This window comes from Frigoribacterium sp. PvP121, assembly GCF_017833115.1.
Classification (GTDB): domain Bacteria; phylum Actinomycetota; class Actinomycetes; order Actinomycetales; family Microbacteriaceae; genus Frigoribacterium; species Frigoribacterium endophyticum.
Genome location: NZ_JAFIBR010000001.1, coordinates 553300 through 578376 on the forward strand (window position 1 = coordinate 553300; position 25077 = coordinate 578376).

Annotated in this window: 25 protein-coding genes and 1 tRNA gene; 8 read left to right on the top strand and 18 right to left on the bottom strand. The window is 73.9% G+C overall.

Features of this window, described 5'->3' with window-relative positions:
• The first annotated feature begins 81 nt into the window (after positions 1-81).
• Positions 82-441: a hypothetical protein gene (locus JOE43_RS02625; protein WP_209514452.1), complete on the top strand. Its 360-nt coding sequence runs from the start codon at positions 82-84 to the stop codon at positions 439-441.
• Between the two features lie 41 nt (positions 442-482).
• Here the strand turns inward: JOE43_RS02625 and JOE43_RS02630 are convergent, their stop codons facing one another.
• The gene (locus JOE43_RS02630; protein ID WP_209514454.1) at positions 483-1328 is read right to left on the bottom strand and encodes an oxidoreductase; all 846 of its coding nucleotides are present in this window, start codon (positions 1326-1328) and stop codon (positions 483-485) included.
• A 211-nt stretch (positions 1329-1539) separates the two neighbouring features.
• Here JOE43_RS02630 and JOE43_RS02635 point away from each other — a divergent pair, with 211 nt between their 5' ends.
• Positions 1540-1980, top strand: coding sequence for a type II toxin-antitoxin system VapC family toxin (locus JOE43_RS02635; protein WP_209514456.1), 441 nt, complete (start codon positions 1540-1542; stop codon positions 1978-1980).
• A gap of 33 nt (positions 1981-2013) precedes the next feature.
• On the opposite strand, the gene JOE43_RS02640 is transcribed toward JOE43_RS02635, so the two are convergent.
• On the bottom strand, positions 2014-2391 hold the full coding sequence (locus JOE43_RS02640) for a hypothetical protein (RefSeq protein ID WP_209514458.1): 378 nt from the start codon (positions 2389-2391) through the stop codon (positions 2014-2016).
• A gap of 125 nt (positions 2392-2516) precedes the next feature.
• Entirely contained in the window at positions 2517-3359 is an 843-nt protein-coding gene (locus tag JOE43_RS02645) for an SDR family oxidoreductase (protein ID WP_209514460.1), read from the bottom strand.
• Between the two features lie 154 nt (positions 3360-3513).
• Here JOE43_RS02645 and JOE43_RS02650 point away from each other — a divergent pair, with 154 nt between their 5' ends.
• The 3 genes from JOE43_RS02650 to JOE43_RS02660 all read left to right on the top strand — a co-directional run bounded on the left by JOE43_RS02650 (position 3514) and on the right by JOE43_RS02660 (position 5807).
• Positions 3514-4434 (top strand): helix-turn-helix transcriptional regulator, encoded by a 921-nt coding sequence (locus tag JOE43_RS02650; protein WP_209514462.1) that lies wholly within the window; start codon positions 3514-3516, stop codon positions 4432-4434.
• Positions 4435-4508: 74 nt separating this feature from the next.
• The gene (locus JOE43_RS02655; RefSeq protein WP_209514465.1) at positions 4509-5504 is read left to right on the top strand and encodes an NADP-dependent oxidoreductase; all 996 of its coding nucleotides are present in this window, start codon (positions 4509-4511) and stop codon (positions 5502-5504) included.
• A 96-nt stretch (positions 5505-5600) separates the two neighbouring features.
• The gene (locus JOE43_RS02660) at positions 5601-5807 is read left to right on the top strand and encodes a hypothetical protein (protein WP_209514467.1); all 207 of its coding nucleotides are present in this window, start codon (positions 5601-5603) and stop codon (positions 5805-5807) included.
• Between the two features lie 129 nt (positions 5808-5936).
• Here the strand turns inward: JOE43_RS02660 and JOE43_RS02665 are convergent.
• Positions 5937-6026, bottom strand: a tRNA-Ser gene (locus JOE43_RS02665).
• A 211-nt stretch (positions 6027-6237) separates the two neighbouring features.
• Between JOE43_RS02665 and JOE43_RS02670 the strand changes: the two genes are divergently transcribed.
• Positions 6238-7113: an SGNH/GDSL hydrolase family protein gene (locus JOE43_RS02670; RefSeq protein WP_209514474.1), complete on the top strand. Its 876-nt coding sequence runs from the start codon at positions 6238-6240 to the stop codon at positions 7111-7113.
• A 163-nt stretch (positions 7114-7276) separates the two neighbouring features.
• Positions 7277-8641, top strand: coding sequence for a DNA repair protein RadA (gene radA / locus JOE43_RS02675; RefSeq protein ID WP_209514477.1), 1365 nt, complete (start codon positions 7277-7279; stop codon positions 8639-8641).
• A 428-nt stretch (positions 8642-9069) separates the two neighbouring features.
• On the opposite strand, the gene JOE43_RS02680 is transcribed toward radA, so the two are convergent.
• The 4 genes from JOE43_RS02680 to JOE43_RS02695 all read right to left on the bottom strand — a co-directional run bounded on the left by JOE43_RS02680 (position 9070) and on the right by JOE43_RS02695 (position 13665).
• Complete coding sequence (locus tag JOE43_RS02680; RefSeq protein WP_209514478.1) at positions 9070-9570, bottom strand: dehydrogenase; 501 nt, start codon at positions 9568-9570, stop codon at positions 9070-9072.
• A 4-nt stretch (positions 9571-9574) separates the two neighbouring features.
• Positions 9575-10252, bottom strand: coding sequence for a hypothetical protein (locus tag JOE43_RS02685; RefSeq protein ID WP_209514481.1), 678 nt, complete (start codon positions 10250-10252; stop codon positions 9575-9577).
• 146 nt (positions 10253-10398) lie between these two features.
• Entirely contained in the window at positions 10399-10932 is a 534-nt protein-coding gene (locus JOE43_RS02690) for an amino-acid N-acetyltransferase (protein ID WP_209514483.1), read from the bottom strand.
• A gap of 249 nt (positions 10933-11181) precedes the next feature.
• The gene (locus JOE43_RS02695; RefSeq protein WP_056057913.1) at positions 11182-13665 is read right to left on the bottom strand and encodes an ATP-dependent Clp protease ATP-binding subunit; all 2484 of its coding nucleotides are present in this window, start codon (positions 13663-13665) and stop codon (positions 11182-11184) included.
• 185 nt (positions 13666-13850) lie between these two features.
• Here JOE43_RS02695 and JOE43_RS02700 point away from each other — a divergent pair, with 185 nt between their 5' ends.
• Positions 13851-14897, top strand: a complete 1047-nt coding sequence (locus JOE43_RS02700; protein ID WP_192046414.1) for an NAD(+)/NADH kinase — start codon at positions 13851-13853, stop codon at positions 14895-14897.
• Between the two features lie 116 nt (positions 14898-15013).
• Here the strand turns inward: JOE43_RS02700 and JOE43_RS02705 are convergent, their stop codons facing one another.
• The 10 genes from JOE43_RS02705 to folP all read right to left on the bottom strand — a co-directional run bounded on the left by JOE43_RS02705 (position 15014) and on the right by folP (position 25040).
• Positions 15014-16033 carry a sigma-70 family RNA polymerase sigma factor gene (locus JOE43_RS02705; protein WP_056057917.1) on the bottom strand — a complete coding sequence of 340 codons (1020 nt, stop codon included), beginning with the start codon at positions 16031-16033 and terminating at the stop codon, positions 15014-15016.
• A 625-nt stretch (positions 16034-16658) separates the two neighbouring features.
• Positions 16659-16841 (bottom strand): hypothetical protein, encoded by a 183-nt coding sequence (locus tag JOE43_RS02710; protein WP_209514485.1) that lies wholly within the window; start codon positions 16839-16841, stop codon positions 16659-16661.
• 77 nt (positions 16842-16918) lie between these two features.
• Complete coding sequence (gene lysS, locus JOE43_RS02715) at positions 16919-18445, bottom strand: lysine--tRNA ligase (RefSeq protein WP_209514487.1); 1527 nt, start codon at positions 18443-18445, stop codon at positions 16919-16921.
• Positions 18446-18566: 121 nt separating this feature from the next.
• Positions 18567-19337, bottom strand: coding sequence for a Rossmann-like and DUF2520 domain-containing protein (locus JOE43_RS02720; RefSeq protein ID WP_209514489.1), 771 nt, complete (start codon positions 19335-19337; stop codon positions 18567-18569).
• Positions 19334-21481, bottom strand: a complete 2148-nt coding sequence (locus tag JOE43_RS02725; RefSeq protein ID WP_209514496.1) for a PH domain-containing protein — start codon at positions 21479-21481, stop codon at positions 19334-19336. Before JOE43_RS02725 ends, JOE43_RS02720 begins: the two co-directional genes overlap by 4 nt.
• Positions 21478-21957, bottom strand: a complete 480-nt coding sequence (locus JOE43_RS02730) for a PH domain-containing protein (protein ID WP_192046418.1) — start codon at positions 21955-21957, stop codon at positions 21478-21480. Before JOE43_RS02730 ends, JOE43_RS02725 begins: the two co-directional genes overlap by 4 nt.
• A gap of 38 nt (positions 21958-21995) precedes the next feature.
• Entirely contained in the window at positions 21996-22469 is a 474-nt protein-coding gene (locus JOE43_RS02735) for a DUF3180 family protein (RefSeq protein WP_167260846.1), read from the bottom strand.
• Complete coding sequence (gene folK, locus JOE43_RS02740) at positions 22466-23080, bottom strand: 2-amino-4-hydroxy-6-hydroxymethyldihydropteridine diphosphokinase (protein ID WP_209514498.1); 615 nt, start codon at positions 23078-23080, stop codon at positions 22466-22468. The genes JOE43_RS02735 and folK overlap by 4 nt, the downstream gene beginning before the upstream one ends.
• Positions 23077-23544 (bottom strand): dihydroneopterin aldolase, encoded by a 468-nt coding sequence (gene folB / locus JOE43_RS02745; protein ID WP_307803206.1) that lies wholly within the window; start codon positions 23542-23544, stop codon positions 23077-23079. Before folB ends, folK begins: the two co-directional genes overlap by 4 nt.
• Complete coding sequence (folP, locus tag JOE43_RS16250) at positions 23541-25040, bottom strand: dihydropteroate synthase (protein WP_374072643.1); 1500 nt, start codon at positions 25038-25040, stop codon at positions 23541-23543. The genes folB and folP overlap by 4 nt, the downstream gene beginning before the upstream one ends.
• Positions 25041-25077 lie beyond the last annotated feature (37 nt).

Here is a 25077-nt window from a genome sequence, read left to right on the forward strand (position 1 = left end):
GGGGCGGGCCCAGCCGCGCGAGCTACCCTCGACGGAGTCCCCGCCGCTCGACGGCGCCCTGCCCCGTGACGGAGGCCCCGCATGCCGACCGACGACACCGCCCCGACCGACCCGGCGAGCCCTCGCGACGACGACCTCGACGCCTGGTCGAGCGAGCGGCACCGCGAGCTCGAGCTGCTGGTCGCCCGCGACCGCGAGGTCGAGGCGGCCCGGCAGCACGAGGCCGAGCGCGCCGCTCGGGAGGCTCGGGCCGATCACGCGGCCCAGCTCGAGCGGGAGCGCCGCCGGCGCGACGCCGAGCTGCCGCCCGAGCTCCGCGACGCCGACGACGAGCCGTGGTCGGGCGGGCCGCGGCGGCGCCTCGTCATGGGGTCGTCGCGGGTGCTCGCGGCCGTGGCCCTGCTCGCGGCGGTCGCCGTCGCGGTGACCGGGTTCCTCTAGGCCGACCCGCGCCTCCCCCTGGTCCGCCGCATCGGCGTGCCTCAGCGACCGACGCCGGAGGCCCGGAAGTCGGTCGCGCGGCTGCGGTCGGCCCAGGCGTCGATGTCGGAGCGGAGGTCGTCGAGGGCGCCGGTGACGACGTCGACGGCGTCCGATCCGAGCAGCAGGAGGTAGGGCGCCTCGCCCGACTCGACCGCGTCGACCAGGAGGCGGGCGCCGGCGGCCGGATCGCCCGGCTGGGTGCCGTGGGAGCTGTCGACCCCGATGCGGCGCTTGCCGGCGGTCTCGGCGTAGTCGTCGATGACCGTCGCCGACTCGGTGAGCGAGCGGCCCGAGAAGTCGGTGCGGAACGAGCCGGGCTCGACGACGGTCGCGGTGACGCCGAGCGGCGCGAGCTCGGTGCGGAGCGCCATCGTCATCTGCTCGATCGCGGCCTTGACGGCGCCGTAGTAGCCCGAGCCGGGCCCCGTGCGGCGGGCGCCGATCGACGACAGGTTCACGATCGTGCCGCTGCGACGGGCGCGCATGCCGGGCAGGACGGCCTTGATCGTGCGGACCGAGCCGTGGAAGTGCGTGTCGAACAGGCGGGCGACGTCGGCGTCGTCGCCCTCCTCGACGGCCGCGCGGTAGCCGTAGCCGGCGTTGTTGACGAGCACGTCGACCCCGCCGAACCGCTCGCCGGCGAGCGCGACGGCCGCGGCCACCTGGTCGGCGTCGGTGACGTCGAGGGCGGTCGCCACGGCGTGGTCGGGGTGGGCGTCGGCGATGCCCTGCACGGTCGACGAGTCGCGGGCGGTGACGACGACGTCGTGCCCGCGGGCGAGGGCCTCCTCGGCGAAGGCTCGTCCGAGCCCCGTGGAGCATCCGGTGATCAACCAGGTCGACATGCGGTTCCTTCTCTCCGTGTGCGCGGGCACTCGTCGTGCCGACCTCGAGGCAACCAGGGAGGCGCGGTGCGCGTCACCCTCCTGGCCAGATCCGGGCACGCGCCTGCTCGACGGACGGCCCTCGCCCCACGGCGGGGGCCGTCTGTCGTGTGATGCGGGAGGGCTGGTCGATGCCCTAGCGTGGGCCGACCGACACCAGGGAGGCGCGACCGTGACCCGCTTCGTGATCGACGCGCGCACCTGCCTCGCGCTGCTCCGACGTGACGGACGGGTGGAGTCGCCCCACCAGCTGGTCGCCCCGGTCGCTCTCAAGTCGGAGGTCCTGGCCCTCCTCTACGCCGAGGTGCGGGCCGGTGCCCTGACCGACGCGGTGGGGCGTCGCCAGCTGGACCGCTTCGCGGAGCTGCCGGTGCGCCTCCTCGGTGACCGCGTCTCGCGGGCTCGCGCCTGGGCCCTCGCCCGCGACCTCGGCTGGGACGACCCCGGCCCGGCCGAGTACCTCGCCGTCGCCGTGCTGCAGGCGGACGCCGTCGTGACCGCCGACCCCCGGCTCGTCGAGGGGGCGCGCGGGCGGGTGCCCGTGGTGTCGCCGGCGGAGCTGCTCACCGAGCTCGGCGCGAGGCCCGACGCAGCGGCGGTCGCCGAGCGCTGACGCCGCCCCGCTCCGTGCGCGGCGGCACCGGGATCACCAGGGGCCGAGATCGCCGCCGGAGATGCCGTAGAGCGCGATGACCGCGATCGCGGCGATCGCCAGCAGGCCCACGCCGAGCGGAGCCCAGTCCATGAAGACGTCGAGGCGCGAGCGCGGGGGCTTCGCCGGGGAGGCGGGGGTCGCGTCGCCGGGGCCGGCGGCGGGGCCTGCGCCGCGGGTCGCGGGCCGGGCGGTGCTGCCGGTGCTGCCGGGGCTGCCGGCGCTGCCGCTCGCGGGCCGACGGCCGGTGGCGGCCTCGTCGGGCTCGGAGGCGCCGTCACCCTCGCGGTCTGCGGCCTCGAGGCTGCGGCGGAGCTCCTCCCGGAACCGGCGGTCGGCCTCGGAGCCGACGAACTCGTCGGGGTCGGTCATGGTGCTCCTGTCGCCTCGGCGGGGCAGATGCCCCGTCGGGTCGAATCGTACCGGCGGGCGCGCGGCACAGCAGCACGCCCGCGGTCCGCCGAGCACTCGTGGAGGTGGAGGAGCAGCGGGTCGTCTCAGGCGTCGTGCGAGAGCGACTCGGAGAGGGCCCGGGTCGCCTCGATCTGCTGCTGCACCAGGGCCTGCTTCTGCTCGAGGCCCGCCACGGCGTCGGCGCCCGCGACGAACCGCGCGGGCAGGGCGTCACCGTCGGAGAGCTGGACGAGGGCGTCGGCGAGCTTGGCCGGGTCGCCGCCCTGCTGACCGTTCATGCCGCGGAAGGCGGCCTGGGTCTGGTCGGTGCCCTCCGCGTAGTCGGCGATCTCCAGCTCCGGCCAGATCGTCGACGAGCCCTCGACCAGCAGCTCGGTGCGGAAGAAGCCCGGCACGACCGTCATCGACGCGATCCCGAAGGGCTCGAGCTCGGGGGCGAGCGACTCGGCCCAGCCCTCGAGCGCGAATTTCGACGCGGCGTAGGCGGAGGTGAAGGCCCCGCCGACGAAGGCGGCCGTCGAGGTGACGGTGATGACCTGGCCCGATCGCTGCTCGCGCAGCAGGGGGAGGACGGCCCGGGTGACGTTCAGGGGGCCGAAGAAGTTCGTCTCCATCTGCGCCCGGACCTGCTCGGGGCTCAGCGTCTCGAAGAACCCGGCGTAGAAGGCGCCCGCGTTGTTCACGAGGACGTCGACCCGGCCGAAGCGCTCCACGGCCGCAGCGACCGCGGCCTCGGCGGCGGCGGGGTCGGTGATGTCGAGGGCGAGGGCGAGGAGGTCGTCGTGGGCGCCGACGGCGGCCTCGACCTTCGAGGCGTCGCGCCCCGTCGCGACGACGGAGTGCCCCGCCGCGAGAGCTGCTCGCGCGATCTCGGTGCCGAGCCCGCGGCTCGCCCCGGTGATGAACCAGACGCTCTCGTCAGCCATGTCGATCTCCTCGTCGTCGAGCGGGCCGCTGTGGTGCGGGCCCGCGGTGGTGATGCCCTCAGTCAACGCAGCTGGTCGCTCCGGAGCCAGACCCCCTCGGAACGGGCCCCGCGAGGACCCCCCTCCCGACCACGACGCGCCCTAGGTTCGGAGCATGGACGCAGATCACGACGACATCGGGGGCTACCTCACGTCCCGCCGAGCACGGCTGTCGCCGGCCGAGGCCGGCCTGCCCGACTTCGGCGGTCGTCGACGAGTCCCCGGCCTGCGACGTGAGGAGGTCGCCCTGCTCGCCGGCGTGAGCCCCGAGTACTACCGCAAGCTCGAGCGCGGCACCGCACTCGGGGTCTCCGAGACGGTCCTCGAGGGCATCGTCCGAGCCCTGCAGCTCGACGAGACGGAGGCCGCCCACCTGTCCGACCTCGTGCGGGCGTCGGCGGTCGACCGCCGCCCCGTGAGGAGGCGCCCGGCACCCCGCAGGGACCAGATCCGCCCCGGTGTCCAGCAGATGCTCGCCGCGATGACGACCGTGCCCGTGTTCGTCCAGAACGGTCGCCTCGACGCCGTCGCCACCAACGCCCTCGGACGGGCGCTCTTCTCCGAGCTGTTCCGCGGCCAGGGCAGTCCGGTCAACGCGGCCCGCTTCGTGTTCCTCGACGCTCGGTCGAGGGAGTTCTACAGAGACTGGGACGCCGACGCGAGACAGATCGTGGCGCTCCTGCGGCGGGAGGCAGGCCGCTCGCCCCACGACGAGGAGCTGACCGCCCTCGTCGGTGAGCTGTCGACCCGCAGCGACCTGTTCCGCAGGCTGTGGGCCTCGCACGACGTTCGCGAGCACCGGACCGGCACGAAGTCCGTCCACCATCCCGTGGTCGGCGACCTGACGCTCTCGTTCGAGACGATGGACCTCACGTCCGAGCCCGGCCTGCAGATGCTCGTCTTCACGGCAGAGCCTGGCTCTCCCTCCGCTGACGGTCTCCAGCTGCTCGCCGACGCCGTGACCCGCTCGTCGGTGCCCGTCGACGCTCCTGGTGCCGCGCCCGTCCTCGAGGGACTCACCACGCGCCTCCCTTGACAGCATGGTTGAGGGCGCTCACCATTGAGCGTGCTCGGAAGAGCGCCCCGACCGAGCAGCCAGGAGCCCCCGCCATGCGAGCCTTCGCCTTCGACGCCTACAAGGGACCGCTGCACGAGGTCACGGTGCCCGAGCCGACCGTCGGCGCCCACGACGTCCTGATCGAGGTCCACGCTGCGGGGCTGAACGTCCTGGACGCGAAGATCCGACAGGGCGACTTCAAGCTCGTCCTCCCCTTCGAGCTGCCCATGACCCTCGGCCACGACCTCGCGGGCACGGTGGTCGAGGTCGGCGCGGCCGTCAGCACCCTGGCGCCCGGAGACGAGGTCTTCGCCCGCCCCCGTGACCCGCGCATCGGCACCTTCGCCGAGCGCATCGCCGTCGACGAGGCCGACGTCGCCCTCGCTCCGACCTCCGTCAGCACCGTCGAGGCGGCGTCGCTGCCCCTCGTCGCGCTGACCGCGTGGCAGGCGCTGGTCGAGCGCGGTGACGTGCAGCCCGGCCAGAAGGTCCTGATCCACGCCGGAGCCGGCGGTGTCGGCACCATCGCGATCCAGCTCGCCGCGCACCTCGGCGCGCACGTCGCCACGACCGCGTCGGCGCGCGACGCCGACTTCCTCCGCGAGCTCGGGGCCGACGTCGTCCTCGACTACCGGACCCAGGACTTCGAGGAGGAGCTGTCCGGCTACGACCTCGTGCTCGACAGCCTCGGCGGAGAGAACCTGTCGAAGTCGCTCCGAGTGCTCGCGCCGGGCGGCCTCGCCATCGGCATCCAGGGGCCGCCGGACCCCGCGTTCGCGAAGTCCGCCGGCCTGAACCCCGTGCTGCGCCTGGCGATCGCGGGCCTGAGTCGCAAGGTCAGGGCCCAGGCGCGCAAGCTCGGCGTCTCGTACCAGTTCCTCTTCATGCGGGCCGACGGCCGTCAGCTGGCCGAGATCGCGGCCCTGGTCGACGCGGGCGTCGTCCGACCCGTCGTCGGGAAGGTCGAGCCCTTCACCGAGACCGCGGCGGCCCTCGCCCGCCTGGGCAAAGAGAGCGTCCGGGGCAAGGTCGTCGTCACCGTCCCGTAGCAGCCGGTCACGTCGACGCTGCGGGGGTCGCTCCGGTTGCTCACGCTGGTAGCGCTGAGCGAGGCGAGGGCGACGGGCAGCTCGTAGGCTCGTCACATGACGAACACGTGGCCAGCCGTCCAGATCGCCTTGTCCGCCGTCGTCCTCGCGTGCGCGATCGTCCTCATCGCTGGCGACAGCCAGCTGGTCGGCGTGCTGATGTCGATCAGCGCTGTGGCCTCGATCGCCGTAGCCGCGTGGACAATCGTGGTGAACCGTCGCATCGAGCGGCAGCACGCGGCCCTCGAGGCGAGCGACGCGTAGGCGACGGGGCGGCCTCTCGACTACGTCGGACATCTGCCCGTCGTCCGGCTGCCTCACCGCGTCGCCTCCGAGAGGGAAGAGAAAAGCCCCGAGCCCCTCGGCGATGCGAGGTTCTCAGGGCTTCTGCTCTGGCGGTACCGGTGGGATTTGAACCCACGGTGGAGTCTCCCCCACACATGTTTTCGAGACATGATCCTTCGGCCGCTCGGACACGGTACCGGGGGAGAGTTTAGTACATCCCGCGGCCATGTCGGAAATCGGGGTGGCGGGGGCGGCCGACCCGCGCCTCCTGCACTCGCTCGGCTCCGCGATGAACCCGCGATCGGACATCGCACCCGGGCACGCCGGGGCGTTCTGTCCGATCGCGGGTTCATCGCCGCGGGGCGACGACGGTGAGCAGCCGCCGAACTGCCCGGCGTAGCGTCCAGGGATGCCCACACGCCACACCGCCGCCGCCTTCTTCTCGGGCGTCGGCGTCACCCTCGCCGCCACCGCAGCCGCCGGAGCCGGCGTCCGCAGCTTCCTCCGCCACCGGAACGCCGCCGCCGCCGACCTCAACGCCCTGCTGCCCGTCCACTCGGCCTGGTGGCGTGCCCGGTTCGACCGCGGGGGCGCGCTGCTCTACGTCGCGATGGGCGACTCCGCCGCGCAGGGCATCGGCGCCTCGAGCCCCGCACGCAGCTACGTCGGCCGCCTCTCGGCGTACATCCGCCGCCAGGGCCACACCTCGCTGCGCGTCGTCAACCTCAGCGTCAGCGGCTCGACCACCTGGCTCTGCCGGAAGGACCAGCTGCCGAAGTTCGAGAAGTACGAGCCCGACGTCGTCACCGTGGCCATCGGCGCCAACGACATCATCGCCTTCGACCCCGAGTCGTTCGAGAAGAACATCCGCGTCATCTACGGAGCCCTGCCGTCGCACGCCATCGTCGGCGACCTGCCCGCCATGTGGATCCCCGACCGCGAGAAGAAGCTCGTCGAGGCCAACCGCATCGTCCGCCGCGTCGCCGACGAGTTCGGCCTCACCGTCGCCCCGCTGTACGCCACGACGCGGAAGCAGGGCTTCTTCCGCACCTACCGCAACTCGGCCGGCGACCTCTTCCACCCCAACGACCGCGGCTACCGCGTCTGGGCCTCCGCCTTCGAGCCGGCCGTCGCCGCCCGCGTCGCCCGCATCGCCGCCGACCGCGCGGTCACCGACAGCACCGCCACCGTGCACGACGCCGCCGCCGCGGGGGCCGTCGCCCGCTCCGCCGAGCGTCGCGCCGGACGCGCCGCCCAGCGCGGCACGGACGCCCTCGGCAGCTGAGCGCGCCGAGTGGTCGCGAACGCCTCGCACTCACGCGAGGGGGAGGCGGTCGTGGCCTCTCGACCCGCGCATCCTCCCTCCCCCGGGCCGAGCCGGGCAGCTCTCTCCCCAGGAGCCCCGAGGAGGCGCCCCCGCTGTCGGTGGACCCACCTAGGCTGACCGCATGGCCCGCTCCACCTCCCCCTCCTTCCGCTGCACAGAGTGCGGCTGGACCAGCCTCAAGTGGGTCGGTCGCTGCGGGGAGTGCCAGCGCTGGGGCACCGTCGTCGACGTCACCTCAGCCCTGGTCAGCGCCCGCGGCACGGCCCCGGTCACCGTCGGCGGCGACCGCGTCGCCCGCCCCATCACGCAGGTCGAAGCGAACAGCGTCGCGTACTGGCCGAGCGGCATCCACGAGTTCGACCGCGTGCTCGGCGGCGGCATCGTGCCCGGCGCGGCGATCCTGCTCAGCGGCGAGCCCGGCGTCGGCAAGTCGACCCTCCTGCTCGAGGTCGCCTCCCGCGCCGCCGCCACCGGTGCCCGCGTGCTCTACGTCACCGCAGAAGAGAGCGCGGCGCAGGTCCGCCTCCGCGCCCAGCGCACCGGCGCCATGCACGACAACCTGTTCCTCGCCGCCGAGGTCGACCTCTCCGTCATCCTCGGCCAGATCGACCAGGTCGACCCGCAGCTCGTCATCGTCGACTCCGTGCAGACGGTCTCGTCGTCGTCCATCGACGGCATCGCAGGCGGCACGTCGCAGGTCCGCGAGGTCGCCTCGACCCTGATCCGCGTCAGCAAGGACCGCAACCTGCCGGTGCTGCTGGTGGGGCACGTGACGAAAGACGGGACGATCGCCGGCCCGCGCCTCCTCGAGCACCTGGTCGACGTCGTCTGCCAGTTCGAGGGCGACCGGCAGACCGCGCTGCGGTTCATCCGCGCCCACAAGAACCGCTTCGGCCCGACCGACGAGGTCGGCTGCTTCGAGATGACCGGCGACGGCATCGCCGAGGTCGCCGACCCCAGCGGCCTCTTCATGTCACGCGGAGGGTCGCCGGTCAGCGGCACCTGCATCACCGTCGCGATGGAGGGGCGGCGTGCGCTCCCGGTGGAGGTCCAGGCCCTCATCGTCGCCAGCAGCACCCCGCAGCCCCGCCGCGTCGTGAACGGCGTCGACTCTTCCCGGGTGGCGATGCTGCTCGCCGTGCTCGAACGGCGCGCGGGCATCCGGCTCGGCGACGCCGACGTCTACGTCTCGACCGTCGGCGGGATCAAGATCACCGAGCCCGGCGCCGACCTCGCCATCGCCCTGGCCCTCGCGAGCGCCAGCCGCGACGCGAGCTTCCCACACACCCTCGCGGCCGTCGGCGAGATCAGCCTCGCGGGCGAGATCCGGCCCGTGTCGTCGCCGAAGCAGCGCGCGTCGGAGGCGCGGCGGCTCGGCTTCACGCAGCTCGTCGACTCGGAGTCGGGCAACCTGCGCGAGGCGCTGCGCCGCGCGTTCAGCGCCGCGGCGACCCCGCGCGAGCGCGAGCTCGACGCCGCGTTCTAGCGCGCGTCGCGCGCGTCGCGAGGCACCCCGTTCTCGCACGCGAACCCTGCCGCGGCGGGGTGCCGGTGCGAAGACGGGGTGCGGCACGCTGCGCGCGGCCGGGCGCGGCCCACCCGACTCGCGAGACACCACGTTCTCGCACGCGAACCACGCCGCGGCGTGGTTCCGAGGCGAGAACGTGGTGCGGCACGCTCCGCGCCACCCGACTCGCCTCGGGAGGCACCCCGTTCTCGCACGCGAACCCCGCCGCGGCAGGGTTCCGTCGCGAAGAGGGGGTGCGGCACGCTGCGCGCCGCCCGGCCGGGCCCGGCCCGACCGGGCGCAGCCTGCGCGGCCTGCGCGGCACCACGTCCTCGCACGGGAACCACGCCGCGGCGTGGTTCGCGTGCGAAGACGTGGTGCGGCACGGCGTGCCCCACCCCGGGCGGCTAGCGCAGGGCCTTGAGCAGGTCCTCGGGGGTCGCGGCCATCGTGTGCGGCCCGGCGATGTCGAAGAAGACCTGCTCGAGCACGTCGAGGTGCACGTCGAGGAAGGCCCGCAGCGCGTCCGCGTCGTAGAGCATCACCTCGCGGTGCGGGTCGTCCGGCACCATCGCCGCGTAGGCGTCGGCCGACGAGAAGAGCAGCAGGATCCGCTTGTCGGTGTTCTCACGGCCGAAGACGCGCACCTGCTCGGCCGCCCCGAAGACGGGACCGTCGTCGGCGGGCTCGTCCGCGCCTCCCTCGGTTCCGTCGGCCGACGAGGCCCCCGCAGCACCGGCACCGGCACCAGCACCAGCACCCGAACTCGCACCGCCAGCCGCACCCACGGGCGCCACCAGCTTCGGCACCACGACCACGTCGTGACGCAGGGCGAACGCGACGGCGGCGACGTCCTGCGACGCCAGCGCCAGCTCGAGGGCCTCGGAACGGGGAGAAGGATCGGTCATGCGCTCAGTTCAGGATCATGGGGGCGGTGTCGGCCGAGACGATGTCTCCGACGCTGACGGTCAGACGGTAGGTCGCGCCTCCCGCAGGCACCGGAGTGCGCGTGCCCTCGCAGGTGTCGGGGGTGGAGCGGGTGCGGTCCCACGCGATCGCCGGCGTCGTGAGGGTCTGGCCGGCCTGGATCGTGACGACCTGGTCGGTCGGGTTCACCTGGCAGTCCTTCGACGACCACCACTGCTCCTGGCCGCTGGTGACGACGAGGGCCTGCTGGCTCGACCCGAGGTTCAGCGAGCAGTCGACCGAGCCGGTGTTCGTGATCGACATCGAGATCTGCGGCAGCTGCGTCGACGCGTACGTCGCCGCGTCGGTGATCGGCACGAGATCGACCACGCCGGCCGCGCAGGTGGCGTCGTCGCCCGCGGCGGGCGCGTCGGTGGCGGGAGCGGTCGCGTCGGCGGCGGGAGCCGCACCCGTGGCGGGCGCCGACGCCTCGGGCGTCTCCTCGGCCGCGGCCGGGGGCGTGCTCGTCGCGGCGGCACCGGGCTCGGCGGCGCCGGAGCCGGGTCGCACGACGATCAGCACGATGACGATGACGACGACGACGAGACCGAGGGCGACCATCGCACGCCGACGCCAGTACACCGAGGGCGGCTGCGGCCCGGTCGGATCCATGAACGTCGACATGAGCAGAGGTTAAGCGCTGGTCACCGCCGTGACCGGGAGGGCGGCGGCGTGTGCGCTGAGAATGGGCCGAGCGTACGCCGAGCCGCCGGCCGTCGAGCCGGACGAGCCGGACGAACCCCGCGAGCCACCCGCGCCGAGCCGTCGACCTACGGCCGCGGCGGCAGCGCCTTCAGCATGCGCGAGTTGCCGAGGGTGTTCGGCTTCACGCGTGCGAGGTCGAGGAACTCCGCGACGCCCTCGTCGGTCGACCGCACGAGCTCCGCGTACACCTCGGGCGGCACGAGCCCCTCGTCGCCGACGTTGAGGTAGTCGTGCTTCTCGAAGAAGTCGACCTCGAACGTCAGGCAGAACAGGCGACCGATCTCGAGACGACGGGCCGCCTCCTCCAGGCCGTCGAGGAGGCGATGGCCGACTCCCCTGCGGATCCACGCGGGGTCGAGGGCGAGGGTCCGGATCTCGGCCAGGTCGTCCCACATGACGTGCAGCGCACCACAGCCGACGGGCACCCCGTCGGGGCCGACCGCGATCTGGAACTCCTGGACGTCGCCGTACAGCGTCACCAGGTCCTTGCCGAGCAGGATGCGTCGCTGCACGAAGGGCTCGCAGAGCCTCTGGATGTGCGGCACGTCGCTGACGACGGCATCGCGCACGGTGATGCCGTGCTGGTCGGCGGAGGTCATCGGGCCAGCCTACCCACGCGCCCCGCGCCTCCGGCGGGCGGGGACAGCCGAGGAGGCGCGGGTCGGCGGGCCAGCGTCCCTCCCGGCGGGCAGGCGCCCACCCGCCCACAGGGACGGTGACCCGCCCCACCCCTCCGTGCCAGCACCGGACCACGGGAGCTCGCGGACGCACGAACGCCCGAGGGCGGCCCGGCCGGAGCCGGACCGCCCTCGGGCGTCACTGCGGGTCAGACCCGCACGGGGTGCTGCCTAGTCGTCGCTCTTCTCGAGCACGAGCACCTCGTCGCGGCCCTGCTGGCGGGTCGTGGTGAACACGAACTCGCCGTCGACGTAGTCGACCACGACGTGGTCGCCGGCCGTCAGGTCGCCCGTGAGGATGCGCTCGGAGAGGCGGTCCTCCACCTCGTGCTGGATCGCACGACGCAGCGGGCGAGCACCGAGGGCCGGGTCGAAGCCGACCTGGATGAGGCGCTCCTTGGCGGGCACCGTCAGCATGGCCGTCATGTCGCGGTCGAGCAGACGCTCGCTGAGGCGCTTGACGAACAGGTCGACGATCTGGAGCAGCTCGGGGCCCGACAGCTGCGGGAAGACGATGGTGTCGTCCACGCGGTTGAGGAACTCGGGCTTGAAGTGCTTCTTGAGCTCCTCGTTGACCTTGGCGCGCATGCGGTCGTAGCCGGTCGCGGTGTCGCCCTCGATCTGGAAGCCGACGGGGCCGCCGGCGATGCCCTTCGAGCCCAGGTTGGTCGTCATGATGATGACCGTGTTCTTGAAGTCGACGACACGACCCTGGCCGTCGGTCAGACGACCCTCCTCGAGCACCTGCAGCAGGCTGTTGAAGATGTCGGGGTGCGCCTTCTCGATCTCGTCGAACAGCACCACGGAGAACGGCTTGCGACGCACCTTCTCGGTGAGCTGGCCGCCCTCCTCGAAGCCGACGAACCCGGGAGGGGCACCGAAGAGGCGCGAGACGGTGTGCTTCTCGCCGAACTCCGACATGTCGAGGCTGATCAGCGCGCCCTCGTCGTCGAAGAGGAACTCGGCGAGCGCCTTGGCCAGCTCGGTCTTGCCGACGCCCGTGGGCCCCGCGAAGATGAACGAGCCGGAGGGGCGGTTCGGGTCCTTCAGGCCGGCACGCGTGCGGCGGATGGTCTTGGAGAGCGCCGCGATGGCCTCCTCCTGACCGATGACGCGCTGGTGCAGCGCCTGCTCCATGAAGACGAGACGCGAGGTCTCCTCCTCGGTGAGCTTGAAGACGGGGATGCCCGTCGCCTGGGCCAGCACCTCGGCGATGATGCCCTCGTCGACGGTGCCGCCGGCGCCGGCCTCGCCCGAACGCCACTGCTTCTCGAGGCGGAGGCGCTCACCGAGCAGCTTCTTCTCCTCGTCGCGGAGCGACGCGGCCTTCTCGAAGTCCTGGTCCTCGATCGCGGCTTCCTTCTGGGCGCGCACGCCGGCGATGCGGTCGTCGAACTCGCGCAGCTCCGGCGGGGCCGACAGGATCGACAGGCGCAGGCGGGCGCCGGCCTCGTCGATCAGGTCGATGGCCTTGTCGGGCAGGAAGCGGTCGCTCACGTAGCGGTCGGCGAGGTTCGCCGCCGAGACGATCGCGCCGTCGGTGATGGAGACCTTGTGGAAGGCCTCGTACTTGTCGCGGAGGCCCTTGAGGATGTTGATCGTGTGGGGCAGCGACGGCTCGTTGACCTGCACGGACTGGAAGCGGCGCTCGAGGGCGGCGTCCTTCTCGAAGTGCTTGCGGTACTCGTCGAGCGTCGTGGCGCCGATGGTCTGCAGCTCGCCGCGGGCCAGCAGCGGCTTGAGGATCGACGCGGCGTCGATCGCGCCCTCGGCGGCGCCCGCACCCACGAGGGTGTGGATCTCGTCGATGAAGACGATGATGTCGCCGCGCGTGCGGATCTCCTTGGTGACCTTCTTCAGGCGCTCCTCGAAGTCACCGCGGTAGCGGCTGCCGGCGATGAGCGAGCCGAGGTCGAGCGAGTAGAGCTGCTTGTCCTTGAGGGTCTCGGGCACCTCGCCCTTGACGATGGCCTGCGCGAGGCCCTCGACGACGGCGGTCTTGCCGACTCCGGGCTCGCCGATCAGCACGGGGTTGTTCTTCGAGCGGCGGGAGAGGATCTGCATGACCCGCTCCATCTCCTTCTCGCGACCGATGACCGGGTCGAGCTTGTTGTCGCGCGCGGCCTGGGTCAGGTTGCGGCCGAACTGGTCGAGGACCTGGCTGCCGCCCTGCGTGCCCTGCTGCTGCTCGCCTCCCACGGCCACCGCCTCCTTGCCCTGGTAGCCGGACAGGAGCTGGATGACCTGCTGGCGGACCCGGTTGAGGTCGGCGCCGAGCTTCACGAGGACCTGGGCGGCGACGCCCTCGCCCTCGCGGATCAGGCCGAGCAGGATGTGCTCGGTGCCGATGTAGTTGTGCCCGAGCTGGAGGGCCTCGCGGAGGCTGAGCTCGAGGACCTTCTTCGCACGCGGCGTGAAGGGGATGTGGCCGGTCGGCTGCTGCTGGCCCTGGCCGATGATGTCCTGGACCTGCTCGCGCACGGCGTCGAGCGAGATGCCCAGCGACTCGAGGGCCTTGGCGGCGACGCCCTCGCCCTCGTGGATGAGCCCGAGCAGGATGTGCTCGGTACCGATGTAGTTGTGGTTGAGCATCTTCGCCTCTTCCTGGGCGAGGACGACGACGCGACGGGCACGGTCGGTGAATCTCTCGAACATCTTCTCTTGCTCCCTCGGTGGCGGGGTGGGAGTGGCGCCACCGCTCATGCAGTCGGTGCCAACTGGGGGCAGCACCGGTGTCTGTTGTCGAGAGTAACCACGGGCCCCTGGGTTCGCAGCCCCTGTTCGCTGGGGGCGTGACGGAGGTGCAGCGACCTGTCGGAGGGCGCCGGTACGGTCGCTCCATGGGCACCTTCACCGTCGGTCTCGTGCCGCACCCCACCAAGTCCGTGGCCGAGTCGGTCGCGATCCTCTGCGCCTGGAAGCAGGACGGCCTGCCCGGCAAGGGCGACGTGCTGCTGATCGCGCTGCAGAGCGACGAGCACCGGGTCGCGGGCGCGGTCGAGCTGGTCGACGAGCGGTCGTTCCGCGACCGGGTCGACGTCGTGGTCGCCCTCGGCGGCGACGGCACGATGCTCGGCGCGATGCGCCTCGTGGCCGACCGCCCGGTGCCGGTGCTCGGCGTGAACTACGGCAACCTGGGCTTCCTCGTCGAGGTCGAGCCCGCCGACCTGCCCGACGCGCTCGAGCGCCTCGCCGCGAAGCGCTTCTCTCTCGAGCCGCACCACGCCGTCGAGGTCGTGCACTCCACCTCCACCGACGAGCACACCTTCCTCGCCTTCAACGACGTCTCGATCGCGCGCCGCCCGGGCGAGGGCGTCGTCACCGCCGACCTCGTCGTCGACGGCACGCCCTACGGCCACTACAAGGCCGACGCGATCATCGTCGCGACGAGCGCCGGCTCGACCGCCTACAACTACGCCGCGGGCGGGCCGGTCATGTCGCCGGCCGTCGCGGCGACGCTCATCACGCCGGTCGCGCCGATGTCGGGCATCGACCGCTCGGTGGTGCTCGGGCCGGGAGAGGCCCTGCGGTTCCAGGTCGGCGCGGGCACCCGGTCGGCGGCGCTCGAGGTCGACGGCCGCGTGGTCGCCGACGTCAGCGAGGGCTGCGTCGTGTCGATGCGGCTGCAGCGCGAGGCCGGGCAGGTGATCCGCTTCGACGCCGGGCGGCACGCGACGAAGGGGCGGCTGAAGCTCAGCCTGCTCGACCTGCCGCTCCGCGAGGACCAGCTGCTCGAGCTCGTGCCGAGCGACGTCCGCGCCAAGTTCAAGGCGCGCACGGCCCACCGCCGCGGCGGGCTCGTCTCCGCGGCGCAGCTCGAGGCCGAGGCGGCGGAGGTCGTGGCGAGCGTCGAGGCCGAGGACGAGGCGGGCGACGCCGCCTCCTGACGCCGGCGGTCGCGACGCGCGGAGGCGCGGGGCGGCAGACAACGGAGGGCCGCCTCCCCGGGGCGGGGAGGCGGCCCTCTCGTGGTCGTGCCGGTGCAGCGGACGCTGCCGCCGGACTACTGCAGGTACAGCTGCAGGTCCTGGCTGACGGCCTTGGCGAACATGCGCAGGCGGGCGCGGCTCTCGACGCGCGAGACGGCCTGGCGCGAGCTGTGCACGCGCTTGCTGATCTCGTCGAGGGTCATCGGCTGGTCGTCGTCGAGGCCGAAGCGCATGCGGATCACGCGGGCCTCGTCCTCCGGCAGCGTCGCCACGAGGGCGTGCATGTCGCGGTTCAGCAGCGAGTTCTCGGTGGCGGCCGTCGGCGACGGCGTCTCCTCGTCCTCGATGAAGTCGCCCAGCTCGCTGTCTTCCGCGTCGCCGACGACGGTGTGGATCGAGACGGGCTCGTGCGAGCGCGACTTGAGCTCGACGAGGTCGGCGACCTCCATCGCGACCTCGGCGGCGACCTCCTCGACGGTGGGCGCACGGCCCAGGTCGACGGTCAGGTCGCGCTCGGCGCGCGAGATGCGGTTGATGCGCTCCACCGTGTGCACGGGGATGCGGATGGCACGCGCCTTGTCGGCGAGGCCGCGGGCGATGGCCTGACGGATCCACCAGGTGGCGTAGGTCGAGAACTTGTAGCCCTGCGTGTAGTCGAACTTCTCGACCGCGCGCACCAGGCCGAGGTTGCCCTCCTGGATGACGTCCATGAAGGGGAGGCCGCGCTGCGTGTAGCGCTTGGCGATGCTGACGACGAGGCGGAGGTTCGCGGTGATCATGCGGTCCTTCGCACGCTCGCCGTCGTGCTGCAGCCAGCGGAGGTCGCGCATCGTCTCGGCGTGCGCCTTCGTGCGGACCTTCTTGACGGCGTCGGCGGCCTGGAGCTCCTTGAGCTTCTCGCCGGCGAAGAGGCCGACCTCGATGCGGCGGGCGATCTCGGTCTCCTCCGCGGCGTCGAGGAGGGGCATGCGGCCGATGTGGCGGAGATAGTCGCCCACCTGGTCGGTGGAGGCGCCTCGCACCTGCGAGAGGACCTCGACCTCGGTGTCGTCGGTGGTGTCCGTGGTGGTGTTGCGCGTGGTGACGGTAGTCATCGTTTCTCTCCCTGCTCGAATTCAGACCGTGGTGTCGTGTCGAATAGTTCGTGAAGCTCTTCGGCGTACTTCGAGTCTGGTGCCAGCACGAAATGACACTGGTGTCATTCAGGCAGTTCACAAGGTTGTTCGGAGGGCACGTACAGGGTTTCGAGTGCTTCGGGGGACGAACGGGGTGCGGCTTTGACTCGGGGCACATCGCGGGTGTAGGCACGGTCGGGGTCGCACGGGGTACGGCTTCCTGGGCGCGACCCCCGTGCATCCCCATGAACACGCGGATCGCGGGGTGTCAAGCGAACACTGCGCGACTGTCCGCCGAACGCGGAGGGGTACGCGGAGACCGGCTGACCGTGCCCCCGCGGAGGGGGACACCGAGGCCTGCAGGAGGCGCCCTCCAGCCCCCCCCAGACCACCCGGGTGAGCAGGCGGTCGGGCATGCGATCACGGGCGTGCCGTCGCCCGTCGCGGGCGGGCTCGCCGTCGGAGGGGTAGTGGAGGTGACGACGACGAACGAGGTGACTCGTCCGGGGCCCCCCACGAGGGAGGGGACCCAGGACGAGTCACCTCGTCGGAGTTCGTCGCTGCACGGGGCAGCGAGTCAGCGTTCGGCCCGGCACGGCCCGGCTCAGCGGCCGGCGCGCTCCTCAGCCTCGGCGCGGGCGCGCTCCTCGGCCTCGATCTGCGAGTACACGGTGCGCTCGGTGCGGTCGGCTCGGAGCAGCGACCGGACGGCGAACCAGAAGATCAGCCCGACGACGATGGTCGGGGTCACGGCGAAGAGCGCGGCTCCCCAGAAGGTCTCAGGCACTCCACAAGGGTAAGCGATGGTGCCCGGGAGTCCACCGGGTACCGCAGCCGGCCCTCACGGGCCGACCCGCGCCTCCGTCACTTGACGAGCGGGAAGAGGATCGTCTCGCGGATGCCGAGGCCGGTGATCGCCATCAGCAGGCGGTCGATGCCCATGCCCATGCCGCCGCTCGGCGGCATGCCGTGCTCGAGCGCGCGGAGGAAGTCCTCGTCGAGGCGCATCGCCTCCGCGTCGCCGCGGGCCGACAGCGCGGCCTGCTCGACGAAGCGCTCGCGCTGGATCACCGGGTCGACGAGCTCCGAGTACGCCGTCGCCAGCTCGAAGCCGCGCACGTAGAGGTCCCACTTCTCGACCACGCCGGCCTTCGACCGGTGCTGGCGCACGAGCGGGCTCGTGTCGACCGGGAAGTCGACGACGAAGGTGGGGCGGTCGAGCGACGGCTTGACGAAGTGCTCCCAGAGCTCCTCGACCAGCTTGCCGTGCGTCTCGTGCGGCACGACGAGCTCGACCGAGTCGGCGAGCTCCCGCAGCTCGGCGACCGTCGTCTCGGGCGTGATCTCGCGGCCCGCGGCCTCGCTGAGCGACTCGTACATCGGCACGCGGGCCCACTCGCCGCCGAGGTCGTACTCCGAGCCGTCGGCGAGGGTGACGAGGTGCGAGCCGGCCACGGCGTGCGCGGCGTTCTGCACGAGCTCCTGCGTGAGGCGGGCCATCTGCTCGTAGTCGCCGTACGCCTGGTAGGCCTCGACCATCGCGAACTCGGGCGAGTGGGTGGAGTCGGCGCCCTCGTTGCGGAAGTTGCGGTTGATCTCGAAGACGCGGTCGATGCCGCCGACCACCGCGCGCTTGAGGAACAGCTCGGGCGCGATGCGGAGGAAGAGCTCGGTGTCGAAGGCGTTGCTGTGCGTCTGGAACGGACGCGCCGCGGCGCCGCCGTGCATCGTCTGGAGCATCGGGGTCTCGACCTCGAGGTACTCGTACGAGTCGAAGGTGCGGCGCAGCGACGAGACGGCCGCGGCGCGGGCCCGCACGGTCACGCGAGCCTGGTCGCGCACGATCAGGTCGAGGTAGCGCTGACGCACGCGCGTCTCTTCGCTGAGCTCGGAGTGCAGGTTCGGCAGCGGCAGGATCGCCTTCGCGGCGATGCTCCACTCGGCGACCATGATCGACAGCTCACCCCGCCGCGACGAGATGACCTCGCCCCTCACGAAGACGTGGTCGCCGAGGTCGACGAGCTCCTTCCAGTCGGCGAGCGCCTGCTCGCCGACGGCCGCGAGCGAGACCATCGCCTGGATGCGCGTGCCGTCGCCGGCCTGCAGCGCGGCGAAGCAGAGCTTGCCGGTGTTGCGCGCGTGCACGACGCGGCCGGCCAGGCCGACGACGTCGCCGGTCTCGGCGCCGGGCTCGAGGTCGGCGTGGCGGGCACGGACGGCGGCGATCGTGTCGGTCACCGGCACGCCCACGGGGTAGGCCTCGCGGCCCGACTCGAGCAGGCGGGCGCGCTTCTCGAGGCGCACCTGCTTCTGCTCCGACGCCTCACGGGCCGCCTCGGCCTCGGCGGCCGCCTCGTCGGTGGGGGTGCTGGTGTCGGGGGCGTCGGTCATGTGCGAGGGGCTCCTGCAGGGGACGAGGGGTGGAGGCGGTGGAGACGGTGCGGGCCCGGGGCGGGCGCGGAGGGGCTGGCGGGGGGCGTGCGGGAGGCGCGGTGCGGGTCGAGCCCGGACCTCACGCCCCGTGCCGCGGTGACGGCCCGTCGTCGGCCGACGGGCGCCCGAACGGCGCAGTGTCGATGGTACCGGGGCCCACCGACCCCTCGGCGACGGCGAGGGCGCGGTCCATGGCCGAGTGGACGAGGGGCGCGATCACGCGTCCGGGGTCGGGCACGCCGAGCTCGGCGAGCATGCCGACCGACTGGGTGACGATCGCCGCCGAGAACTCGGAGGCGGTGGCGACGGCCTCGGCGTAGCGCGGACGGTCGGCCTCCGCGACGAGCACCGGCTCGGCGCCCATCTCGACGACGAGCGCCTGGCCGATCGGCTGCACCGGCACGGGCGCGGTGACCGCGCAGTACGCCTCCCGCAGGCGCACCAGGTCGATGGTCGTGCCGGTGAAGGTCAGGGCGGGGTGGATGGCGAGCGGGATGGCGCCCGCCTGCAGCGCGGGGCGGAGCACCTCGAGCCCGTGCACGGGCGACGTGTGCACCACGAGCTGGCCGGCCTGCCAGGCACCGGTCGCGGCGAGGCCCGTCACGAGGTCGGCGAGCTGGTCGTCGGGCACCGCGAGCAGCACGAGCTCGGAGCGCTCGACGATCTGCTGCACGGTCAGCACCGGGGCGCCGGGCAGGATCGCCTCGGCCCGGTCGCGACTGCGCTCGGAGACGGCCGAGATGCCGACGATCGCGTGGCCGGCCGCGGCGAGCGCGGCGCCGAGCACCGGACCGACCCGGCCGGCACCGACGATGCCGATGCCGAGACGTCCGCTCTGCTGGGGGCTCATCGGGGGTCGTCCTCTCGGTGGCGGGCGGGTGTGGGTGCGGGTGCCGGGGCCGGGGCGGATGCGCGTGGCGGTGCCGGGGCGGGTGCGGGCGTGGCGTCCGGGGGCGTGACGGGCGTCGGCGACCCGACCCGCGACTCCTCGGGGGTGATCCGAGAGGGATCCGACGCAGCGAGCCCGTTCTCCGCGGCTGCGTCGTCGCCCGCGGCCGGATCACTCGCAAATTCGAGAAGAGGGCCGACAGGGGGCGGGGTAGGAGGAGCAGGAGCAGAGGCGGGAGCGGCGGCAGGGCCCGGGGAGGCGGCGGGCACGAGGCCAGGAGCGGTGACAGGAGCCGAGGCGGCGGCGGGGACCGGGGAGGCGGGGGGCTCGGCCGCCGAGGCGACGGCGAGCCAGCGGTGGGTGCGGTCGGCCCGGGCGGCCTCGACGCCGTCGCGGGCGGCCCCGGTGAAGAAGGCAAGGGCGTCGGCCTCGTCGAGGGCGCCGATCTGGGCGGTGATGGGGCCGGCGACCGTGTGCAGGTGCACGGCGGCGAGTCGGAGCCGCCGCAGCAGGGGGCCCTGGTGCAGGCTGACGCTCTGCACCCGGGGCAGCGGCACGATGACCAGCTCGCGCCAGATCGCGCCCTTCCGCAGCAGCAGCGCCCCGGGCGCCGCCCGGAAGCCGTTGCGCCGCCACGAGAACCAGCGCAGCACCGCGGCCCGGCGCGGCGACGTCGTGAAGCCGCCGTCGGAGCCGCGCGACGTGAGGCCGTCCTCGACGAGCCGCAGCGTGTGCGAGGCGTGCTCGTCGGCCGCGGCGCGCAGGTCGTCGGGGGGCGAGGCCGCCGGAGCGGGCCCTGCCGGGCCGTCGGCGACCGCCGCCGGCGCCCCGTCCGCCTCCGGCGCCCCGTCCGCCTCGGCCTCGGCCGCCGCCGCGAGCCCGACGAGCTCGGGCAGCACCAGCTCGAGCACCCGGCGCACGTCGCCCTCGTCGCCCACGGGCAGCAGCACGCTCGCGCCCTGCTGCCCCGTCGACGACGCCGCCGCCGTGCTCGACCGCGAGGCGCGGTTGATGCTGATCTCCCACCAGCCGAACGGGCGCCAGAGCAGCGGCTGGCTCACGCGCACCGAGTGGATGCGCCCGGGCGGCAGCGTCTCGTTCGTCGTCGAGAACAGGCCGTAGCCGATGCGGACGCCGTCACGGGTGCCGGCGATGCTGTAGCGCAGCGACTTCGAGACCCGGTTGACGTAGTAGCCGCTCGAGCCGAGCACGGCCGGCAGCAGCGCGAAGAGCAGGAACCACTCCCCCGTCAGCCGCACCGTGACGACGACGGCGATCGCGGCGGCGACGATGAACAGCGTGTAGCCGCTGAGCACGACGGAGCCGACCAGCCTGCCCAGGTCGACCCGCACGACCGACTCGGGGGGCGCCTCCTCGGTGCCGTCCGCGAGGAACTCCGCGGCGCGCTGCTCGACGAGGCCGACGAAGCCCGGCCGCCCGGCCGGCCCCTTCGCGAGCGAGACCCCCTCGGCGCGCTGGGCCCCGGAGGCGCGGCGCAGGATCTCGCGCCGGAGGTCGTCGGCCGAGGCGGAGCGCAGGTACGCGAGGCTGACGTTGGCGTCGTCGCCCGCCTGGCTGACCTCGAGCTTGGCCGCGCCGAACAGCCGCGCGAGGACGGGCCGCTGCACGGCGATGCCCTGCACCCGGTCGAGGCGCGCCCGACGCTCGGTGCGGAAGACGATGCCGCTGCGCACCTCCACGGTCTCTTCGGTGACGCGGAACGTGTTCATCCGCCAGGCCAGCCAGAAGAAGGTCGAGAGCACGGCCACGACGACGACGAGCCCGAGCAGCACCCAGCCGAGCAGGCCGTGGTCGACGACGAAGCCGAAGGGGTCGCCCTCGTCTCCCCCTCGGCGCCCGCTGACGATGCCGGCGACGAGCTGGACGACCCAGTCGCGCGCGTTGTAGACGATGATGCCGAGCGCGACGATCAGCGCGGTGCCGCCGCGGAGCAGGGGCGTCGCCGGGTGCAGCCGGTGCCACTCGCCGTCCGTGAGGGCCGCGACCTCGGCGGGGGCCGGCGGGCCGACGGGGCCAGCGGGGTCGGCAGCCGGCGGGCCGGCGGGCCCCTCGGGCCCCGGAGCCGGCGACCCGACGTCGGTCACAGCCCCGCCCGCCTCGACTCGGCGAGCTCGACCAGGCGGTCGCGCAGCGCCTCCGCCTCGGCCTCGGGCACCCCGGGGATGGTCACGGCCGACGACGCGGCCGCCGTCACGAACTTGAGGTCGCTGAGCCCGAGGGCCCGCACGACCGGCCCGCGGTTGATGTCGATCAGCTGCATGCGGCCGTAGGGCACGGCGACGACGCGGGTGAACAGGACGCCCTTGCGCAGCAGCAGGTCGTCGTCGCGCAGCTGGTAGCCGATGGCCCGCACTCGCCGCGGCACGAACGCGCAGACGAGCAGCGTCACGACGACCAGCCCGGCCGTCAGGAGGCGCCACCACAGCGAGTCGAGGAACCACAGCGGCAGGGTGGCCGCCGCCACGACGAGACCGGTGACGAGCCAGCCGATCACCTCGGGCCAGACGTACCGCGGCGAGACGCCCGTCCAGGTCGCGTCGGCGACGTCGAGTCGGCTCATGGCGGTCCTCCGGGGCGGTGCGGTCGGCGGGCGTGCTCTCAGGCGGCCTGGGCCCCCGGCCCGCCGTCGTCGTCGTCGCCGGGCGGCACGGTGCACATGTGCTCGGCGACGATCCCCCCGACGAGGAGGCCGAGGCCCCCCACGACGGCCACGACCGCGGGCACGACGGAGCCTACTGCCACCCCCACGCCGCGCGTCGTCATGAACAGCAGCACCCCGCCGGCGCCGCCGCCGAAGAGAGCCCCGGCCAGGCTGCTGGCCTTCGCGAGCAGCAGCACCCGGGTGGCGTAGTACGGGTCGACGCGCTCGGTGCGCGAGCCGCGTGCGACGCGACGCACCGGCATCGCCATCGTCACGACGATGCCCCCGATGGCGAGCAGCACGAGCCCGAGCACCACGGGCGGCACGATCGACGGCCGACCGGTCGCGACGAGCGCCGCGTCGAGCACGAAGCCGACCACGAGGGCGACGACGGCGAGGCCGATCAGGGTGGCGGGGCGGGTGTGTCTCACGCGACGGCTCCGGGGGTGTGGGCGGGGGCGGGGGCGGCGGGCGGCCAGAGGGGCCCGGCTCCGGGCACCGGCCGGGTGCGGTCGGGCAGCGCGGCGAGCAGGTCGGCGACGCGCCCTGCCCGGCCGAGCCGCGCCTCCGGCTCGACCTGCAGCCAGGGCTCGAGCACGAAGGCCCGCTCAGCGGCGCGGGGGTGGGGCAGCGTGAGGCGCGGGTCGTCGCTCTCGTCGTCGCCGAGCACGACGACGTCGAGGTCGAGGGTGCGGTCTCCCCAGCGCTCGGCGCGCACCCGGCCCCGGTCGGACTCGATCGACTGCAGGGCCGCCAGGAGGTCGAGACCCCCGAGGGTGGTGTCGACGAGGGCGACGGCGTTGAGGTAGTCGGGCTTGCTCGCGTCGGGCCCGTCGAGCGTGACGGCCACCGACGAGACGGGGGCGGACGCGGCGACGACGCGCACGCCGTCGACGGCGTCGAGGGCCGCGACGGCGTCGCGGAGCAGCCCGTCGCGGTCGCCGAGGTTGGAGCCGAGCGCGATCACCGCACGGCGGGCGCCGGGCCCGGGAGGCGCGGTGCCGGAGCCGGGGCCGGGGCGCGCGGGCCCGGCCGTGCTCACGCGCGCTCCCGCACGACGGTGATCGACACGTCGCCGAACGGCACCGTGATCGGCGCGTGGGGCTTGTGCACCGTGACCTCGGCCCGCACCGCGGCGGGGAAGGCCAGCACGACGTGCGCGAGCCGCTCGGCGAGGGTCTCGACGAGGTCGACCGGGTCGTGCTCGACGGCGGCGACGAGCTGCTCGGCGAGGACGCCGTAGTGGACGGTCTGCGCGAGGTCGTCGCCCTCGGCGGCCGGGGCGGCGTCGAGGTGCACGACGACGTCGACCACGAACTCCTGGCCGTCGCGCCGCTCGTGCTCGAAGACGCCGTGGTGGCCGGTGGCCCGCACGCCGGTCAGGCGCAGCACGTCGAGGCCGCGCGGCACGAGGCGGAGCGCCGGGGCCGGGGCAGCAGCAGGGGCAGCGGCAGCGGCAGGGCGAGCGGCCTCGGGGGCGTCGCCCGCCGGCACCTCGGCGCTCACGCGTGCCTCGCCGGTCGCGCGGGCACGGCGGCGGCCTGCCAGGCGTGCAGCACGTCGAGGGCCACGCGGGTGCCGGCCGCGTCGTGCACGCGCACCGCCCACACGCCGGCCTGGGCCGCGAGCACGCTCACCACGGCGGTGGGGAGGTCGCGCTGCTCGGGCGGGGCGCCGTCGGGCAGCAGCTCGCCGAGGAACCTCTTGCGCGACGCCCCCACGAGCAGCGGCTGGCCGAGGCGGGCCAGCTCGGGCAGGGCGGCGAGCACGCGCCAGTTCTGGGCGGCGTCCTTCGAGAAGCCGACGCCGGGGTCGAGCACGAGGCGGTCGAGGCGCACGCCCCGGCCCGCGAGGGCGTCGACGCGGGCGGCGAGCTCGTCACGGACGCGGCGGGCGACGTCGCCGCCGTAGTCGGGCGCGCTGCGGCCGTGCTCGAGGTGACCGCGCCAGTGCATGGCGACGAAGAGCCGCTCGGTCTCGGCGGCCACGTCGGCCATCGCGTCGTCGGCGAGGCCGCCCGACACGTCGTTGATGACGTCGGCGCCGGCCTCGACGGCCGCGCGTGCCGTGGAGGCGTTCATCGTGTCGACGCTGACCCGCACGCCCTCGGACGCCAGCTCGCGGACGACGGGCAGCACCCGGCGCTGCTCCTCGACCGGGTCGACCCGCGACGCCCCGGGGCGCGTCGACTCGCCGCCGACGTCGACGAGGTCGGCACCGGCGGCGACCAGCTCGCGCGCGTGGTCGAGAGCCGCGCCGAGGCCGACCCAGCGACCGCCGTCGCTGAACGAGTCGGGGGTCACGTTGAGGATGCCCATCACCAGGGCGCGCCCGCCGTCGGACGGCAGCAGGTCGAGCGGCACGGCCGGGCGGGACCGGACGACGACGGGCGCCGCGTCGGCTCCGCGACGTCGCGCGCGCTCACCGCGAGGCCGACCGGGCTCGACCGAGGAGCGCGGCGGGCCGTCGACCAGCCCGGGGGCGGCGTGCGACCCGACCCGGGTGCGCTCGGCGCCGACGGGCAGCGGGCCGTCGAAGCGGCCCCCCGCGACGAGACGACGGCCGGAGGCGCGGGTCGGCTCGGCCTCGCCGCCCGCCTGCACGGGGGTCGAGACCGCGCGTCGCGACACGGCGTCGCGCGCCGGCGTCGGCTGCGCGGGCGCCGGCGTGGGCTGCACGGGCGTGGGCTCCACGGGGGACGGCGTCGGCTGCGCGGGGGTCCGGGCCGGGGGGACCCGGATCACCGCGGGGGCCTCCGCCGCTGCCCGCGTCGCCGGCGTGTGCGTGACGGGAGGCAGCTGGGCGGGCGGCCGGACGGCGGCCGTCTCGTCGAGGGCGAGCGCGAGGCGTCGCTCCGTGCCGGAGGCCGGGGCCGACGTCGGCGGGGCGTCGACCTCGACCGGGTCGGGGTACCGCTCGCGACCCCGGGGCCGCCGCCACGCCGGAGCGTCGGGCACGGCGGCCGGGTCGCGGCGGGAGCCGCCGGTCGGCGAGTCGGTCACGAGGTGCTCCTTGCCATCTGGCCTACGGTTCGACTGA